At 43.2% G+C, this 16,620-nt stretch carries 14 protein-coding genes; all 14 read left to right on the top strand.

Going from position 1 to position 16,620, the window contains the following annotated elements; genetic code table 11:
* Nucleotides 1-42 precede the first annotated feature (42 nt).
* Nucleotides 43-888: an amidohydrolase family protein gene (locus A4R26_RS10115; RefSeq protein ID WP_081163665.1), complete on the top strand. Its 846-nt coding sequence runs from the start codon at nucleotides 43-45 to the stop codon at nucleotides 886-888.
* A gap of 154 nt (nucleotides 889-1,042) precedes the next feature.
* On the top strand, nucleotides 1,043-2,080 hold the full coding sequence (locus A4R26_RS10110; RefSeq protein WP_081163664.1) for an L-rhamnose/proton symporter RhaT: 1,038 nt from the start codon (nucleotides 1,043-1,045) through the stop codon (nucleotides 2,078-2,080).
* Nucleotides 2,081-2,213: 133 nt separating this feature from the next.
* On the top strand, nucleotides 2,214-3,275 hold the full coding sequence (locus tag A4R26_RS10105; RefSeq protein ID WP_081163663.1) for a Gfo/Idh/MocA family protein: 1,062 nt from the start codon (nucleotides 2,214-2,216) through the stop codon (nucleotides 3,273-3,275).
* A gap of 86 nt (nucleotides 3,276-3,361) precedes the next feature.
* Complete coding sequence (locus A4R26_RS10100; RefSeq protein WP_081163662.1) at nucleotides 3,362-6,112, top strand: alpha-d-galacturonidase; 2,751 nt, start codon at nucleotides 3,362-3,364, stop codon at nucleotides 6,110-6,112.
* Between the two features lie 412 nt (nucleotides 6,113-6,524).
* Nucleotides 6,525-9,545: a SusC/RagA family TonB-linked outer membrane protein gene (locus A4R26_RS10095; RefSeq protein WP_165760220.1), complete on the top strand. Its 3,021-nt coding sequence runs from the start codon at nucleotides 6,525-6,527 to the stop codon at nucleotides 9,543-9,545.
* Between the two features lie 32 nt (nucleotides 9,546-9,577).
* A complete protein-coding gene (locus tag A4R26_RS10090; protein WP_081163660.1) occupies nucleotides 9,578-11,368 on the top strand; it encodes a RagB/SusD family nutrient uptake outer membrane protein in 1,791 nt (596 codons plus the stop codon).
* Between the two features lie 293 nt (nucleotides 11,369-11,661).
* Nucleotides 11,662-12,033 (top strand): hypothetical protein, encoded by a 372-nt coding sequence (locus A4R26_RS10080; RefSeq protein WP_081163658.1) that lies wholly within the window; start codon nucleotides 11,662-11,664, stop codon nucleotides 12,031-12,033.
* Nucleotides 11,997-12,419, top strand: coding sequence for an RHS repeat-associated core domain-containing protein (locus tag A4R26_RS10075; RefSeq protein ID WP_081163657.1), 423 nt, complete (start codon nucleotides 11,997-11,999; stop codon nucleotides 12,417-12,419). The genes A4R26_RS10080 and A4R26_RS10075 overlap by 37 nt, the downstream gene beginning before the upstream one ends.
* Nucleotides 12,397-13,014 carry a M35 family metallo-endopeptidase gene (locus A4R26_RS10070; RefSeq protein WP_165760219.1) on the top strand — a complete coding sequence of 206 codons (618 nt, stop codon included), beginning with the start codon at nucleotides 12,397-12,399 and terminating at the stop codon, nucleotides 13,012-13,014. Before A4R26_RS10075 ends, A4R26_RS10070 begins: the two co-directional genes overlap by 23 nt.
* 40 nt (nucleotides 13,015-13,054) lie before the next feature.
* A complete protein-coding gene (locus A4R26_RS10065) occupies nucleotides 13,055-13,708 on the top strand; it encodes a hypothetical protein (protein WP_081163655.1) in 654 nt (217 codons plus the stop codon).
* A gap of 15 nt (nucleotides 13,709-13,723) precedes the next feature.
* Nucleotides 13,724-14,158 (top strand): hypothetical protein, encoded by a 435-nt coding sequence (locus A4R26_RS10060; RefSeq protein WP_081163654.1) that lies wholly within the window; start codon nucleotides 13,724-13,726, stop codon nucleotides 14,156-14,158.
* Nucleotides 14,143-14,595: a DUF6263 family protein gene (locus A4R26_RS10055; protein WP_081163653.1), complete on the top strand. Its 453-nt coding sequence runs from the start codon at nucleotides 14,143-14,145 to the stop codon at nucleotides 14,593-14,595. Before A4R26_RS10060 ends, A4R26_RS10055 begins: the two co-directional genes overlap by 16 nt.
* A 224-nt stretch (nucleotides 14,596-14,819) precedes the next feature.
* Nucleotides 14,820-15,119: a hypothetical protein gene (locus A4R26_RS10050; protein WP_081163652.1), complete on the top strand. Its 300-nt coding sequence runs from the start codon at nucleotides 14,820-14,822 to the stop codon at nucleotides 15,117-15,119.
* A 10-nt stretch (nucleotides 15,120-15,129) separates the two neighbouring features.
* Nucleotides 15,130-15,606 carry a hypothetical protein gene (locus tag A4R26_RS10045; protein WP_081163651.1) on the top strand — a complete coding sequence of 159 codons (477 nt, stop codon included), beginning with the start codon at nucleotides 15,130-15,132 and terminating at the stop codon, nucleotides 15,604-15,606.
* Nucleotides 15,607-16,620 lie beyond the last annotated feature (1,014 nt).

Genomic DNA, 16,620 nt, shown 5'->3' with positions numbered 1-16,620 from the left:
TCACCTTCAACATAATTCATAAGCCGATATAAACCGATTGCTATGGAAGTCATCGATACCCATGTTCACATATGGAATTTCGCAAAAGCAGAATATGAATGGTTAAAGAATGATACCTCTGTTCTTAACCGGAATTACGATATTGAAGAATTGCAGGCCGAACAGCAGGATACCGCTATAACAGGCGGGGTGCTGGTACAGGCAGCGAATAATTTCGAAGATACCAATTGGATGTTACAGGTTGCTGGTGCAACCGGCTTTATAAAAGGGGTTGTAGGCTGGATGCCTTTAAAAGACCCTTCGTTCACGGCTACCGCCCTCAAAGAATACCTGGGAAATCCTTATTTCAAAGGAGTGCGCCATTTGATCCACGACGAACCGGATCCGCAATGGTTGTTACAACCCACAGTAACGCAAAGCCTTTCTGTGCTGGCCGCTTATGATGTGCCGTATGATGTGGTGGGCGTAACCCCGCAACACCTGATAACGGCGCTGGAAGTAGCGCACAAAGTTCCCGAGTTGCGGCTGATGCTCGATCATATGAACCAGCCGCCCATCGCTTCAGGCGACAGGTTTGGCGAATGGGGGCAGCTGATGAAAGCGGTTGCTTCGCACAAAAACTTTTACGTTAAGATCTCGGGGCTGGGCACCTGTTCAAAAAAAGGCGATGCCTGGACGGAAGAAGATATTCAACCATATCTTGAATTTGTGTTGGAGCATTTTGGAGAGAACCGCTGTGTTTGCGGCGGCGACTGGCCGGTTTCACTGCTGGCGGGTGGGTATAAGCAAACCTGGCAGAAGTATTTAAAAGCGTTATCGAATATACTCACCGACGCAGCAATGCAAAAAGTGGTAAATAGCAATGCGGTAGCTTTTTATAATCTGTAGTGAGGGAGTTGACAGGGTAATAGAGTTGATAGAGTTGACAAGGTTGATAAAGGTGATAAATACAAGGAAAATTGAGCTATGAAATAGTCTCCCTCCCCCTACCGGGGAAGGGGGAAGGGGGGGCCGATTCACGAAAAACGAATTGCATTAATAAATGGAAGTAATAACCGGAGTAATATATCATTCAGTAGGAGCCTCCTGCGCTGCCATGTGTTATACCCCGCAGAAAAAAGTGGCGCGGTGGTCGTGGCAAACGTATTGGCTGGCCCAGGCAGCAGTTTGTTGGTTGTTATTACCCCTGGTGGTCGCATGGTTAACCATTCCCCAAATAGGCAGGGTACTGCAGGAAGCGCCTGCCGATGCAATGATAAAGACGTTCATTTACGGAGTGGCTTACGGAATTGGCGGAACCGCATTCGGCATGGCCATCAGGTACGTAGGTTTTTCGTTGACCTATGCCATCGCAGTAGGGATCTCGTGTGTGCTGGGCACCCTGTTGCCGCCGCTGGTGCATGGGCAACTGACCTCATTGTTTAGTCAGAATGGCGCCGGCTGGATAATCGCCGGTATAACGATAGGCGCATTGGGCATTGCCTGTTGCGGTGTGGCCGGAAGGTTTAAGGAAAATGATCTGAAGATCAGCGAAACGCTGGGAAGTTCGTTTTCACTGGCCAAAGGATTGCCGCTTTGTTTTCTGGCCGGCGTATTGTCGGCCGTGTATGGGTTCTCCATCGATCAGGGCGAACCTATAGCCAAAATAGCGGAGGATTACGGCGCGGGAAATTTCAGGATCAATATTGTTTACATTTTTTCAAATACCGGAGCTTTTATATCTACCCTTATATATTGCATTTACCTGCATCGTAAAGAGAGAACGTTTGGCGAGTACCGGCAAACCGGGCCAAACAACCGCTTACTGGTTAATTTTGTCATGGCTGTGCTTACCGGCTGTTTGTGGTATTCACAGTTCTTCTTTTACGGGCTGGGGCATGTACGCATGGGGAAATACCAATATAGCAGTTGGGCAATACATATGATCATGCTGGTATTGTTCAGCTCGGTGGCTGGTTTGTTGCTGAAGGAATGGGCGAAATGCCGCCAGAAAACGATTGCTACGCTTGTGCTGGCCCTGGTTATCCTGGTAATAGCGGTGCTTGCCTTAACATATGGAAATTATCTGGGCAGTTTATAGTTTTTTGTTTATAGTTTCTGGTTGCCTGCAACCCGGGAAGCCTGAGTTTAATCTTTAGGTTAAACGTGAACAACTATAAACCATAAACTACAAACCATAAACTGCTACTTTTGTCACTTTGTACAATTAATAAGTGAAAGAACAATTATCATATAAGGCACCCATAATTATCATTGGCGCAGGGGGTATTGTAAACGATGCCCATTTGCCGGCTTATCAACTGGCCGGTTTCAATGTGGCCGGTATTTACGATGTCGATAAAGAAAAGGCGAAAGCCCTGGCGCTGAAATTCAATATCCCTATGGTATTCGAAACCATGGAAGATGTTGTGCGGCTGAAGGTAGAGCCCGTGGTGTATGATGTGGCCGTGCCCGGTTCCGCCATCATCCAAGTGCTCGATCATTTGCCCGCCGGTTCGGCAGTGCTTATACAAAAGCCAATGGGCACTAACTACCAGGAGGCAAAAGCCATACTGAAATTTGCCCACGATAAACAACTGGTAGCAGCAATCAATTTCCAGTTACGTTATGCTCCATTTATTAAAGCGGCAAGAAAGCTCATACAACAGGGGGCATTGGGACAGGTTTGCGATATGGAGATCAATGTGAACGTATACACACCCTGGCATTTATGGACCTTCCTGTTCGAATCGCCCCGTGTAGAAATATTATACCACAGTATACATTATATCGACCTCGTAAGGTCGTTCCTCGGTAACCCGGGCGGCTTATATGCCAAAACGGTAAAACACCCCGAAATGAGCCAGCTGGCTTCCGTACGCAGCAATATCATCATGGATTATGGCGATACGGTACGGGCAAACATAATAACCAATCACTGTCACAAATTCGGTCTGGCGCACCAGCACTCGTATATAAAATTCGAGGGAACGCAGGGCGCCATAAAAATTAATATGGGCTTGTTGATGAACTACCCGCATGGGGTAGCTGATCAGTTTCAATATATAACGCTGACCGGTAAAGAACCGGGCGAATGGAAAACGCTGGAAATAGAAGGAAGCTGGTTCCCGCATGCCTTTATCGGCAGTATGGAACAGGTGATGCACGCTGCCGCCGGCAATATTCCAAAGCCCGATAATTCGGTCGATGATTGCATTTATACCATGGCTTGCGTGGAAGCGGCCTATCTGTCGAGCGAAAGGGGCGGAGTGAAGCTTAATGAGATAATTAGCTAATATGCTAATGTGCTAATGGAAATGCAGAAAACGTATTTCCATAATAAAAATAACTAAACAGTAATATCATAAATCACACATATCTAATGAAAGGCTTTCTTGTATTGGTTGTAAGTGTTTTGATCCTGAACACAGTTTGGGCTTCCGATAAACCCGTGGATAAGAATGTTACTATCGTCACTGCAAATAATTCTTCCCGTATAAAGTATGGAGCAGAAAAGCTTACAGCTGCCTTACGCACGGCTGGTTACAAAGTAACGGTGGCAACAGAACTGAAAACCGCCGCTGCCGGTATCACTATTGTGGCCGGTAATTATAGCGATGCGCTGGTAAAAAAAGCGGTAGCAGGCTACAAACTGCAACCCGACACAACAGGCAGGGAAGGCTTTTCGATAAAAGGCAATGACAAAGCAGTTATCATTGCCGGTACCGATGCCTCCGGTACTTTATATGGCTGTATGGAACTGGCCGAACAGGTGGCCGGTCATAAAGCGATCCCCGCCGGTTTATCCCTCACCGATAAACCCGAAATGGTTTTGCGCGGAACCTGTATTGGCGTACAGAAACCGTATTATTTACCGGGCAGAACGGTATATGAATATCCTTATACGCCTGAAACCTTTCCCTGGTTATATGATAAAGCCCTTTGGATCCAATACCTCGACTCACTGGTGGTGAACCGCATGAACTCATTGTACCTGTGGAACGGGCACCCTTTTGCCTCGCTGGTGCGCACCAATGAGTATCCATATGCGGTAGAAGTAGATGATGCCACTTTTAAAAAGAACGAAGAACTGTTCTCATTCCTAACCCGGGAAGCAGACCGCCGCGGTATCTGGGTAATACAGATGTTCTATAATATTATTGTGTCGAAGCCATTTGCCGAAAAACATAACATCAAAACGCAGGACCGTAACCGGCCCATCATTCCGCTGATCGCAGATTACACCCGCAAATCGATAGCCGCATTTGTGGCCAAGTATCCTAATGTGGGGTTAATGGTTGCACTGGGCGAAGCAATGGAAGGGGTAGGGCAGGACGATGTTGACTGGTTCTGCAAAACCATTATACCCGGTGTGCAGGATGGGTTGAAGATCTTAGGTAAAAAAGATGAGCCGCCGATCGTTTTGCGCGCGCACGATACCGATGCGCCGCGCGTAATGAAAGAAGCGTTGCCGCTATATAAGAACCTTTATACCGAAGCAAAGTTCAATGGCGAAGCGCTTACAACCTATGAGCCGCGCGGTCAATGGGCCGAACTGCACCGCACACTGAGCCGCATAGGAACTGTACAAATAGAAAATGTGCACATCCTCGCCAACCTCGAGCCGTTCCGTTATGGTTCGCCCGACTTTATACAAAAAAGCGTAAAAGCCATGCACTCTATTATGGAGGCAAACGGCCTGCACCTGTATCCGCAACATTCGTATTGGGACTGGCCATATGCAGCCGACAAAACAACACCCCGTTTGCTTGAGATAGAACGCGACTGGATCTGGTACCGTACATGGGCACGTTATGCCTGGAAAAGCAATCGCGACCGTAAAGGTGAAATAGACTATTGGTCAGGCAGCCTCGCTGCGAAGTTTGGCTGCACACCAACGCAGGCAAAACATATTGTAGATGCTTATGAACATTCCGGTGAAATTTCGCCCAAAATATTAAGAAGGTATGGTATTACCGATGGCAACCGGCAAACGATGACGCTGGGCATGTTGATGACCCAGTTGATAGATCCCAAACGTTTCGGTTTGTTCACCCTGATGTATGACAGCGAAAGCCCGTTGGGAGAAATGATCATCGACTATGCAGCGAAGGAAGCGAATGGAATACCACATATCGGTGAAACGCCGGTGCAAATAGCCGATGAAATTATTGTACATGGAGCCGATGCGGTAGCAGCCATTGAAAGGGCAGCGCCATATATAAAAAGTAATCGCGAAGAGTTCAACCGCCTGAAGAATGATATGTATTGTTACCAGTCGATGGCGCAGTACTATGCCTGGAAGGCAAGGGCCGCCATACAGGTGTTGAAATATAAATATTCGAATAAGATAGCCGACCTGGAGCAGGCGGTGCCGTTACTGGAGAAGAGCGTGGCGCATTTTGCCGACCTGGCAGGCCGTACCGATACCACGTACCTGTATGCCAACAGTATGCAAACGGCGCAACGGAAGATCCCTGTAGTTGGCAGGTATGCGAAGAATAAGACCTGGGTAGAATTGCTGCCCATTTACCAGAACGAGCTGGAGAATTTCAAAAAGCACATTCAGGTGCTGAAGCAGCAGCAGGGGGCAGGACATGGTATTGCTTCTATGAAGCCGTTGAAGAATGCACCGGTTGAAATACTTACAGAGAATATAAAAAGGTATACCGTACAAAAGAATGCCCAGGTATGGCCCGATGTTACGGTGGTGATCAATGAAGTACCCGCTTTACTCACCGGTTTGCAGGGTATACATTACAGCCAGAGCCGCCAGATAGTGGAAGGAACTTCACTGACATTTAAAACGGCGCAACCGGTAAAAGTACTGGTAGGATACTTCGCGGAAAAGAACAGCGCCTACTTACCCGAGCCAACTTTGGAGATCGATGCAAGCGCCAATGATTATGGCCAGGCCGAAACAAAAGTGGCCAATGCCATAGCAATAGATGGATTCCCTGCAATAAACATACATGCATTTACGTTTCAAGCCGGGACACATACACTTACGTTAGCAAAAGGTTCCTGCTTATTATTAGGCTTTATAAATGAAAATGATCCATTGCCGACAGTAGATGCCGGTTTAGGCGTTACAGAAAACGCCGGTGCGTTGGACTGGTTATTTGAAAAATAACGACGATTGCAGCCAATGTTCACTGAAATGGATTATTGTATAGAATAATCATTGCCATATAGTAAAAAAATATGAAGTGACTAGGTCGTAACCTTATGGTTATACGTAGACATGAATTATATATCAATGGAATACACTTAATATTTCAGAAGAATAGGATTGCCTGTATGAAATAGTAAGATGTTCCATCTTTTTAAGAAAAAATGACATTGTTTCACCCGGCCGCTGGCCGTTTCTTGTGATCTATTATGCAATATCCAGAAAAACCACATCCACCCCATCTCTTTACGCGTAGCTATGCACGTAGGTCCTTGGTTAATATTTGCTCCTCTCAATTGTTAAAACATAAATCTTAAACAACTGTTGTATGATTGGAAAACCGTCGTCCTTGAAATGCCTGATGGCGTTTTTTATGCTACTTAACTGCACGTACCTGATCGCGCAGGAAAGGGTTGTTACAGGGAAGATCAAAGACCCGTCGGGTAATCCGTTGCCCGGGGTCAATGTGAACGTGTGGGGCACACGAATAAGTGTCACCGCCGATGTAACAGGAACTTTCCGCCTCCCGGTTCCCTCTGAAAATTCCGTTCTTGTATTCAGCTTTGTAGGCTTTTTACAAAAGGAGCAAAGAGTGGGGAACGATTCAACATTTAACATTAGCATGACCTACGACAATGCCGACCTCGACCAGGTGGTAGTGGTAGGTTATGGTACTTCAAAAAGAAGAGACCTTACCGGTTCCGTGTATTCGGTAAAACCTGGTATGGTAACTGCAACGCCTGTAATGAATGCTGCAGAAGCATTGCAGGGTAGAATTCCCGGTTTAGATATTACCCGTAGCAGTGGCGCACCCGGAAGCGGTGTAAACATACAATTGCGCGGTAACAGAACATTAAGTGGTGTTACTGATAAAGGTTCTGTTCCAGGATCATCCAGTGAGCCTCTGGTTATCATTGATGGTTTTCAGGGTGGAAGCCTTTCTGATCTGAATCCCAACGATATTGAGTCGGTGGAAGTATTGAAAGATGCATCGTCTACGGCCATATATGGTTGGATGGGCGCCAATGGTGTTATCATCGTAACCACCAAAAGAGGTAAAGACCGGCCTAAGGTTTCTTATAATGGCTTTTATGGTTTCAACACTGTAAGTTATCCCAAAGCGCGTATTGGCCAGCAATTTTTAGATTTTAGAAAGCACGCTTATCATGGTAACAACCAGGTTGCTGAAACCAATGAGGATGTGTTACCCAATGATGCTGAAAGGGCTTACTATCAAAATAACCAGTGGATTGACTGGCTGGATGTAGCCACCCGCAACGGTATTGAACAAAGCCATACGGCTTCTATTCAATCCGGAGGAGATAAAACAAAAGTATTTTTTTCTACCGGTGTTTATAGGGAAGAGGGCGTATTGCGTGGTACTGATAATACCCGTTATAATGCGCGTCTGAACTATGATCAGCGTATCAGTAATATGTTCAAGGCCGGGTTTATGACTCAGTTGACCTATCAGAACTGGAACCGCCGCACCGACCCAATGTCACAGGTTACAGTAGTTTCTCCGTTGGGGCAGGTTTACGATGCGTCGGGAAATATAAGACCATTCCCGGGCATACCAGTGGATACTATTTATAATCCTAAAAATAAAAATCTCCTTAGTCCTATTGTTGACGAGCGTTCAGGATCCTATAAAGACAATACTGGCAGAGGTAATATAATTGCCAACGCTTTTCTTGAAGTTACACCGATAACCGGTTTAAGTATCAAAAGTAATTTCGGAACAACACTTACTTACAGCAGAAGGGGACAATATTATGACTCTCTTACTATCGAAGCTTATAATGATGGAGTAGGCGCTACCGCAAGAGTAACTAATGAGTTTACCCGTTTTTATAGCTGGGATAATGTGGTTACTTATAACAAGAGGATAGCCGACCATAATTTTACGCTTACAGGGCTTACCAGCTTTACCCGGTCAGATTGGGACCAAAGCATTGCAGGTGGTGTTAGGCTGAACCTGCTTACCAATGAATTTTATAACCTGAATGGTACACAAACAACTACCCGTACCACTGAGTCTGATTTTACGAAAACGACGTCTTTCTCATATGCTGGTCGTTTGAATTATACTTTTAAAGGTAAGTACCTGTTACAGGCTACATTGCGTGCTGACGGTGTTTCCCGTTTGTCAAAAGATAACAAATGGGATTATTTCCCTTCTGCAGGTTTGGGTTGGAATATTCACCAGGAAAATTTCATGCGAGATGCCTGGTTTGTAAACAATTTAAAGATTCGCGCTACTTATGGTGTGGCAGGTAACGCTTCTGTGCAGCCGTATGGTACACAAAGTGTGCTGAGTATGGGGAACGCTATCATTGGTGCTACCGCATCGCCGATTGCCAACTTTAACCTGCTTGCTGGTAACCTCGGTCTCGGTTGGGAAAAATCGGCCACTGCCAACCTCGGCCTTGATTTTGCCTTATTCAAAAGCCGCATATTTGGTACCGTTGATGTATATAAGACGAAAACTACTGATATCCTTTACAAACGCCCATTACCTACCTCATCAGGATTTTCTGAAATGTGGCAGAACGTGGGTGAATCAGAGAACGAGGGTATTGAGGTTGCATTGTCAACTGTTAACGTGAACAACCGCGACTTCAAATGGACGAGCACCGTTACGTTTACAGCGGCCCGCGAAAAAATTACCCGACTGATCACTGACAAGGATATCCTTAATGGTGAAAAAGGGTCATTAATGATTGGCCATCCTGTAAAGTCATGGTATGGTTATACCAAGTTAGGTATCTGGCAAACAGATGAAAATAAAGACCTGCAACAAAAGTTTGGTAACTATGTATACCAGCCTGGTGATATTAAAGTAAAAGATGTTAATGATAATAATTTAATTGAACCGGTTCTTGACCAAAGTTTCCAGGGTGCTGATGTGCCAAAATGGTTTGGCGGTTTTCAGAATACCTTTAGCTACAAAGGCCTGGAATTGAGCGTGTATATGGTTGCCCGTTATGGTCAGATCATCAACGCCGAATTCATGGCTGGTAGGTTTAATGTAGACGGTACAGGTAATGGTATTGCAGCCTTTGACTACTGGACAAAAGATAACCCAACCAACGATTTTCCTCAACCCCGTAATAATGCCAATTATTCCAATGCCGGATATACTGGTTATTATTCAATGAACTTTATCGATGGCTCTTTTGTAAAATTGAAAACAGTAACGCTTGCTTATTCTCTTCCTTCACATGTCAGCAGAAAAGTGTTTTCTGAAAGAATTCGTCTGTATGTAACAGGTAATAATGTATTCACCAAGACAAAAAACAAGTACCTGAAGAATTATGATCCGGAAAGAGGTGGTTCTGAAAATTCACCAATAACACGCCAGTTTGTGTTTGGTGCAAACATCGATTTCTAATAGTTCTCAACTCTTAAAATCATTATTACAAAATGAAAAAGCTTAGAAATTTATCATACGCGGCAGCAGTTCTTCTTGTTACTTCTGCAACTTCCTGTAAAAAACAACTGGAAGAATATAACCCGCACAGCGGTACGGCTGAGAATTTATGGAATAACCCTGAAGGCTTTAAAAGCCTTGTGAATTCCGCTTATCAGGAGTTACACTTCTTGTATGGCCAGGAAGACGGTTTCTTTTTATTGGAAACAGGCAGCGATCTTTGGTATTCTGCCGGCAGATCAGGTTATGCGAGACAGATAGTGTATTATGAGGCATTGCAACCCGGGCAAGGCCAGACAACAAAAGCCTGGACCTCGTTTTACAAATCGATCAACCTTTGTAATGCAGGTATAAACCGTATCGACGACGCCAATTTTACAAATGAAACGGAAAAAAATAATCGCCTTGGTGAGTTACGCTTTTTAAGGGCTTTGTATAATTTCCATCTTGTAGAACAATTTGGCGGTGTAATGCTGAAAACAAAGGAAAGCGCCGATGGTGTTGACTTGTATGCAAAACGCAATACGCCAGAGGAGTTTTACGATGTGATCATTAGTGATCTTGAATTTGCCAAAAATAACCTGCCCGTTTCATGGCCTGCAGCTGAATACAGCAGGGCTACCAAAAAAGCGGCGATGGGCATGTTGGCAAAAGCATATCTTACAAGGGCATATTACTCAACAGGAGCTGATGCACAGTCCTGGTTCACTAAAGCAAAAGACGCTGCCGTTGAGCTTATCAATAACAGAACAGCGCTGGGTACCGACTTGTTTCAGACCTTTAAAGAGGTAGGCGCATCTGTCAATGCTTCTACAGCAGCCAGAGCAACAAACAAAGAAGCGCTCTTTGTGCTTGCGTATAGCCAGGAGAACAGTGCCCTGAATGCACTAACCGGCGCAAATGGTAACCGGATATTCAAATGGGCTATGACAAAATATAGAGACAGGCCGGGGATGGAGAATGCATATGTAAATGCTTATGGCGTTGATAACGAACAACGCGTAATGCCCACCTGGCATCTGCTCGATCTGTTTGATGAAACTAAGGATGTTCGTTATAGCGCAAGTTTCCAGGAAACATGGTTTGCCAATAAGGTACATACATGGACTGCACAGCACAACCCTGTTGCGAATTATGGGAAGGATGCCAGTGTTATTGGAAAAACAATTAACATAGGCGATACCGCAATGAGATGTAAAAAAGGGGATTTGGGTTATGATGGTAAGGTAGTGCCCTGGATGGCTGTAGGCAGCAGTGACCTGTATATAAATCCGGTACATGGTCAGGGCGCAGCAATTGATCCAGGCAAGGTGATCACTAACTATTTCCCTTCACTGATAAAGTTCATGAATCCTAACCGCACCTGGACTGGTACTACTGACTTTGCTGATGCTATGATCATGCGTTTGGCCGAAGTGTATCTGATTGCTGCAGAAGCATACGTGGGTCTGGGTGATCCGGCTGGTGCAGTTCCCTACGTAAACAGGATCAGGGAAAGAGCTGCATTGACCCCCGGAGCTTTGGATGTTACTGCCGCTGATATTAATATCGAATTCATCCTCGATGAGCGGGCAAGAGAGTTCGCCGGTGAATTATTGCGCTGGTACGATCTGAAGCGTGTATTCCACGATCAGTCTAAATGGGTTGAGTATATTAAAAAATGGAATCCTGATCAGACTTTAATAGAGCCGTATCATTGGTTACGTCCGGTTCCTACAGCTGAATTGAATACCTTACTGAATCCAAAAGAGTTCGGCCAGAACCCAGGTTACCTGCAACCTTAATTACTATCGATTTATAAATAGTTACTTATCCTCTGGAAATGTGTAATCCGTAACCGGGAGCCTAAAGGCTTCCGGGGCAGGATGAAAGTAACGAACAACCCGTAACAACACATATCTTGATTTAGCAACCTTTAAGTCATGGAAGAAAAAGATCCTCCCGATATTTCGGGAGGATTTTTGCGTTTGGGGGTGTTTGTTGTAGTTACCCTTTGCAGACTTATACAAACGGTTTTTTAATTGCGGTTCGACCGGCATCAGATGGAACAAACAGGCCGAGGGCTTTTTTAACTGCCTTGTTCTTTGATGAACGATTTAATTTTATTGAAGCGGTTGATGGTGGTGTAATGCAGCAACAGGTGGAAGCTTCAGTCGGAAGTGCCGGATTGTCATTAGGCTTTGGCATCAAAGCGCCCAAAAATGGGTATGTATATGTTTATGTAAGTAATGAAAGCGACCAGGATGTTTATTTCGATAACCTGAAAGCGGGTTTAATAAGGGGTAATATTATAGAAGAAAATCATTATTATGCATACGGATTAAGAATAGCTGCTATCAGTAGCCGGAAACCGGGTCATGTGAATGAAGGAATGGTGAAGAAAGATCGCCAGTACCAGGGGCTTTCAGTGAAATGGACGACGATATTGGGTGGAATGATTTTGCCTTGAGAAGTTATGATCCGCAAATAGGCCGGTGGGCGCAGCAGGATCCTTATGAAGAATTTGCTTCCCCTTATGTCGGTATGGGCAATGATCCGGCAAATAATATTGACCCCAATGGCGGAAGCATTTTTACCGGTTTAACGCTGGCTGGAAGGCTGGCTGTGACAACGATCACGGGTGCCTTTGTTGGTGGGGTAGTTGGCATGGCTACTGGCGATGACACCTGGACATCAATGGGAACCGGGGCCGGGCTTGGATTATTGTCAGGATTGGGGGGAATTGGTAAATTGGCGGCAAGTGTGGTCATTCAGGGGGCCAATCAGTTATCGAAGGTGTTTAATAGTAGTTCAAAAAGCTGCTCCGGTAGGTATGGCAAGTGGAGGCGGTGTTAATATCCCCCAACCTCCCAAACCGCCAAATCATTACTGGAATGACTGGTGGAAGGATTTCTCAAATGACTATTTTACAGATCCCGGTAAGTTGGCAACAATTAAAAATGCGTTACAAAATGCTTATAATTTGTTAGCAATAAGGTTGCTTGAACTTCAAACATGGAATCCGGCACACAAGGCGTATTTCAAAAGACATTTTGGTCGTGACGATAACGCCGCAAAAAAAATAATCGAAAAACGGGTTAAAAAAGAAATGAGCATCATTAAACGCTGGTTACAAAATGATAATTATAAAAAGCAAATTTTTGAGGGTAAGAAATCGGGCTGGGCGCACGTGTATAAAACTGATCTGGGTTTCGACGTCTTTTTGGATGCAAAGTTCTGGAATTCGCCGCAGATGGGCCCGGATAGTCAGGCCGGAGCGATTATTCATGAACTGTCCCATTTTCAAAACGTAGGAAATACTACAGATTTTGATAAATATGGGAACAAAGTTTATGGGATCCCGAGAGTCCGGAGGTTAATTAGTAGCGATGCCAATCAGGCTTTACGCCATGCAGACGCTTTTGAATATTACATCGAAGGATCTTTTTAAATTATTTGATTTACATTTATTCGTATTATAAGTTATTGATATGAACAGACTACTATTAATATTGAGCATAATCATTTTTGTAAAATGTGGGTCTGATGACAATTCAAAACAGGAAACCGTTAAACAAGATGAGGGAAAAGAACCTTCCAACGCAATAATAAAACCGGCTCCTTTTATTTATTTACAATTAAAAGTGCAACCTTTTTCTGTAGATTCTATAATGGTAAAAACCGTAATAACCAATAACTGGAATAATAAGCTGGCAATTTATAAACCATTACTGCCTTTTGACTCTGCCAAATTAGAGTTGTTTAGTATTATGGAAAAGAAAAGCTACGACAGGTTGGACTTTGCAGGTCAGCCAGACCAGGAAAATTATTTAAACTACGAAGACGGTCCAACAGATTTAATCGTTCCAAATTTAGATACAGCCAACTTCATTTTTTTACAACCGGGAAAAACATTGGAGATTAAATCTAACATTGCGCATAAATATGACTTCAAGAAATATCTAAAAAAAAGACTTCATGAATTCAAATTGGTGTATTATAGGGAATGGCCATATGTGGTAGATGGAAAACAGGTTACAGAAATGGACTCTACTGATCATCAGGCAAAGCCTGTTTATTTTGTTGCATCCTTACCGGAAAATGACGATCCTGATTCCATGAGAGTTGATTTTAGAATTCCATAAAGAAATGAACGTATTATGAGTTTACGAAGGTCATCATTATTTTCTGTCAGTTGCGTGTTTCTAATTCTTTCCTGTGGAACCAATTCAAAAAAAGATAAAAACGCACACTTACAGAAAGGAAATAACCAGCAGCAAATCGTTAGTGATACTAATGGCGATGGTTCTTACAGATCGAAAATAAGTTTCTCGCCAGGTGCCAGGTATGAATATACAATCGCTAACGAATCGGAAACCGAACTTGAAGTGAATGGCAAAGAAGTAAATGTGCTGCATAAATCCGATGTTGCTGTTACTTATGATATTCAAAAGGACAGTGCAGGCAATTATTTATTGAAAATGCACTATGATAATATACACCTGTATTCCAAAACAACTGACAAGGAAACCGAATTCGATGCGGCCAATCCGGCTGCTACACTCGACCCACTGAGAAAATGCTGGGCTATTTAAAGGTGGCCAGTATTTCAGCTACGGTTTCACCAACCGGCAGGGTGGTCGAAATAAATGGTTACAAAGAACTTGGTGAAAAAATACTGAGTGGTTTTAAGGATGAAACAAGCCGCAGTATGGCTGCTACCCAATGGGAAAAAGTGATAGGCGATGGTATGATAAGGAAAAGTATCGAACAGTTGTTCACTGTTCTGCCTGAATCTGCAAAAAACTTTGGTGACACCTGGACAAAAAGCACAAAGCAAAAAGGTGAGATTGATATGAATGTGACTTCCAGCTTTAAATTGAAAGATATAGAAGATGGAGTTGCCACCATTGAGTCTGAAGGTGAATTGACCAGTGAAAAAGGACAATCCAATATGATGGGATATTCGATTACCAGTGACATGAAGGTGACCAGGAAAGCGAATACCAGGTGGAAACGAATACTGGCATAGTACTTAAAAATAATACCAGTTCTACTCTGAAAGGGTCCCTTCAAATGATGGGTAAGGAAATACCGGTAACTATAAAGACAAAGCTTGCAATGAATGGAAAGAAGGTGAAATAACGCTATTGAACACTGCACACAAAAGACAGCCTCTGCATTTCGCGGATATTTGGTTGAGTTAATCAGGATAAACACCAGCCATATTTTTAATTCATTGAGAAAAACGAAGCTATGGATGCAGCATTTGTAGTGTATTTACCTGTTGAAGCAGAACTGGAAGGTTTTCCATTCAAGGTTCCTATGGAGTTGGCAATAGTTACAGGTGCTTACGTATATGGAGCGGCGGGTGCTCATATGAATCCGGCTGCCACCGGTTCTTCTAATACTACATTTGGTGCTACTGACAGAGGAGGGCAGTTGATGATAAATTATTGGTATCCAGGAGCCCCCACTGGCGCATCGACCCCTGCGAAGTCAAGAAGCGTTAATGGAGCTGCATGGGCAAGATGGTATTTGAATTTAGGTAACTAAAACAAATAGAATGAAACTCTCTCTTATTATTTCAATAATTCAGTTATTAGTTGGTTGTGGTAGTCCTGATAAATCAAATAGTTCTGCAGATAGTAGTAATTTTAAAGCTACATCTGTTATATCAAGTAAAGACACCGTCTCAGACTCTTCAAAGAAAGAACTCTCTGATAAAACAATTACGATTACTGTTTCTTACGCTGCAATAGAATGTGGTTGCCCACAATGGTTTGAAACAAAACTTAAAGATGTAAAATTCTTAGAAGGTGTTGAACGGTTCTATTTAGAGCCTGTAAGAAAAGATTTAGTAAATGCGAATGATTTATGGGATGGGGAACATCTTCCGCTTACCGTAAAAGTAACAGGAAGACTTTCGATAGGAAAAGAAATACCAATAACTTATAATACTAAAGGAGCTCCCGAAAAAGCCCGGATTTTTTGGTATGATAAGATAACAGTAGTATCTTCTTATAATAGTATTAGCAAGTAAAATTTGTAATGCTATTCGATAACTAAAAGCCGTAGCGCCTGCTGCGGCTCTATTTATAAAGCCAATTGCTTCTGCAAATCGGCTTTGAATATTAACGCATCGGGAAACTCTTTAACGAGCTTCTTTTTTATCGTCAGTGAGTTTTTCTATTTTACGGACTTGCGACAGCAGTTCTTTATCAGAAATCGCATCGGCACAAAAACGAAAATTTCAGTAAATGAAAGACGCTACTAAATTTATCCTTGTATATTCGGTGGTATCTATTTTGATACTGGTGCTATCTCAAATAGCATTTCATCCTCTAAGTGCTGAAATATTTTCTTATGCAATATGGTTGAATGTTTTTTATGCAGCAATAGGTTCTGTTACATTTTTATTATTTGGCCTTTTATCACGTAAGTATACGCTATCGCTTAAAGTAAGGATTATATGTTATGCCATATTGTGCCTGTTTGTTTTGAATAGCATCCCATTATTAAGTGAGAAGAAGTTTCTGACATTCGATGCGGTTAAGGGTTTGCTATATCAAAAAACTGAATTTATTGATATAGGTATACATATAATAGCGATAACAAGTTTTGTAGTATCTTCTATAGTTGTTTTTAGGAAATGTAGGGTTGCACAGTCTTGAAAATGTAAAAGTCCGGCGCTGCCGGGCTTTTTGCATTTTCAAGAGGCATAAGCCTTTTTAGCTTTATGGCTTCTGAGAAACGCATCCATCAGCGCAAATAGTTGTATGCCCGGATTTTTTTCTTTCAATTGAAAAATAAAAAACCTATTTTGGAGACTGTTAGAGTTCATTGAACAGCATTATAAAATAGCTTCCCGAAAATCTGTGGAAGCTATAAAATGGGGACGATGATTACTACCCATTTGGGTTAACGATGGCGGGAATAAGCAGCAAAGCATTGAACTTCGGAGCGCCTGAGAATAAATTTAAGTGCAACGGTAAAGAGCAACGGAATAAAGAGTTTAGTGATGGCAGTGGATTAGAGTGGTATGATTATGGGGCAA

Source organism: Niastella populi (assembly GCF_002078015.1).
GTDB lineage: Bacteria > Bacteroidota > Bacteroidia > Chitinophagales > Chitinophagaceae > Niastella > Niastella populi.
The sequence above is the reverse complement of the archived record's forward strand: the minus strand, read 5'-3'. Positions and strand labels throughout refer to the sequence as shown.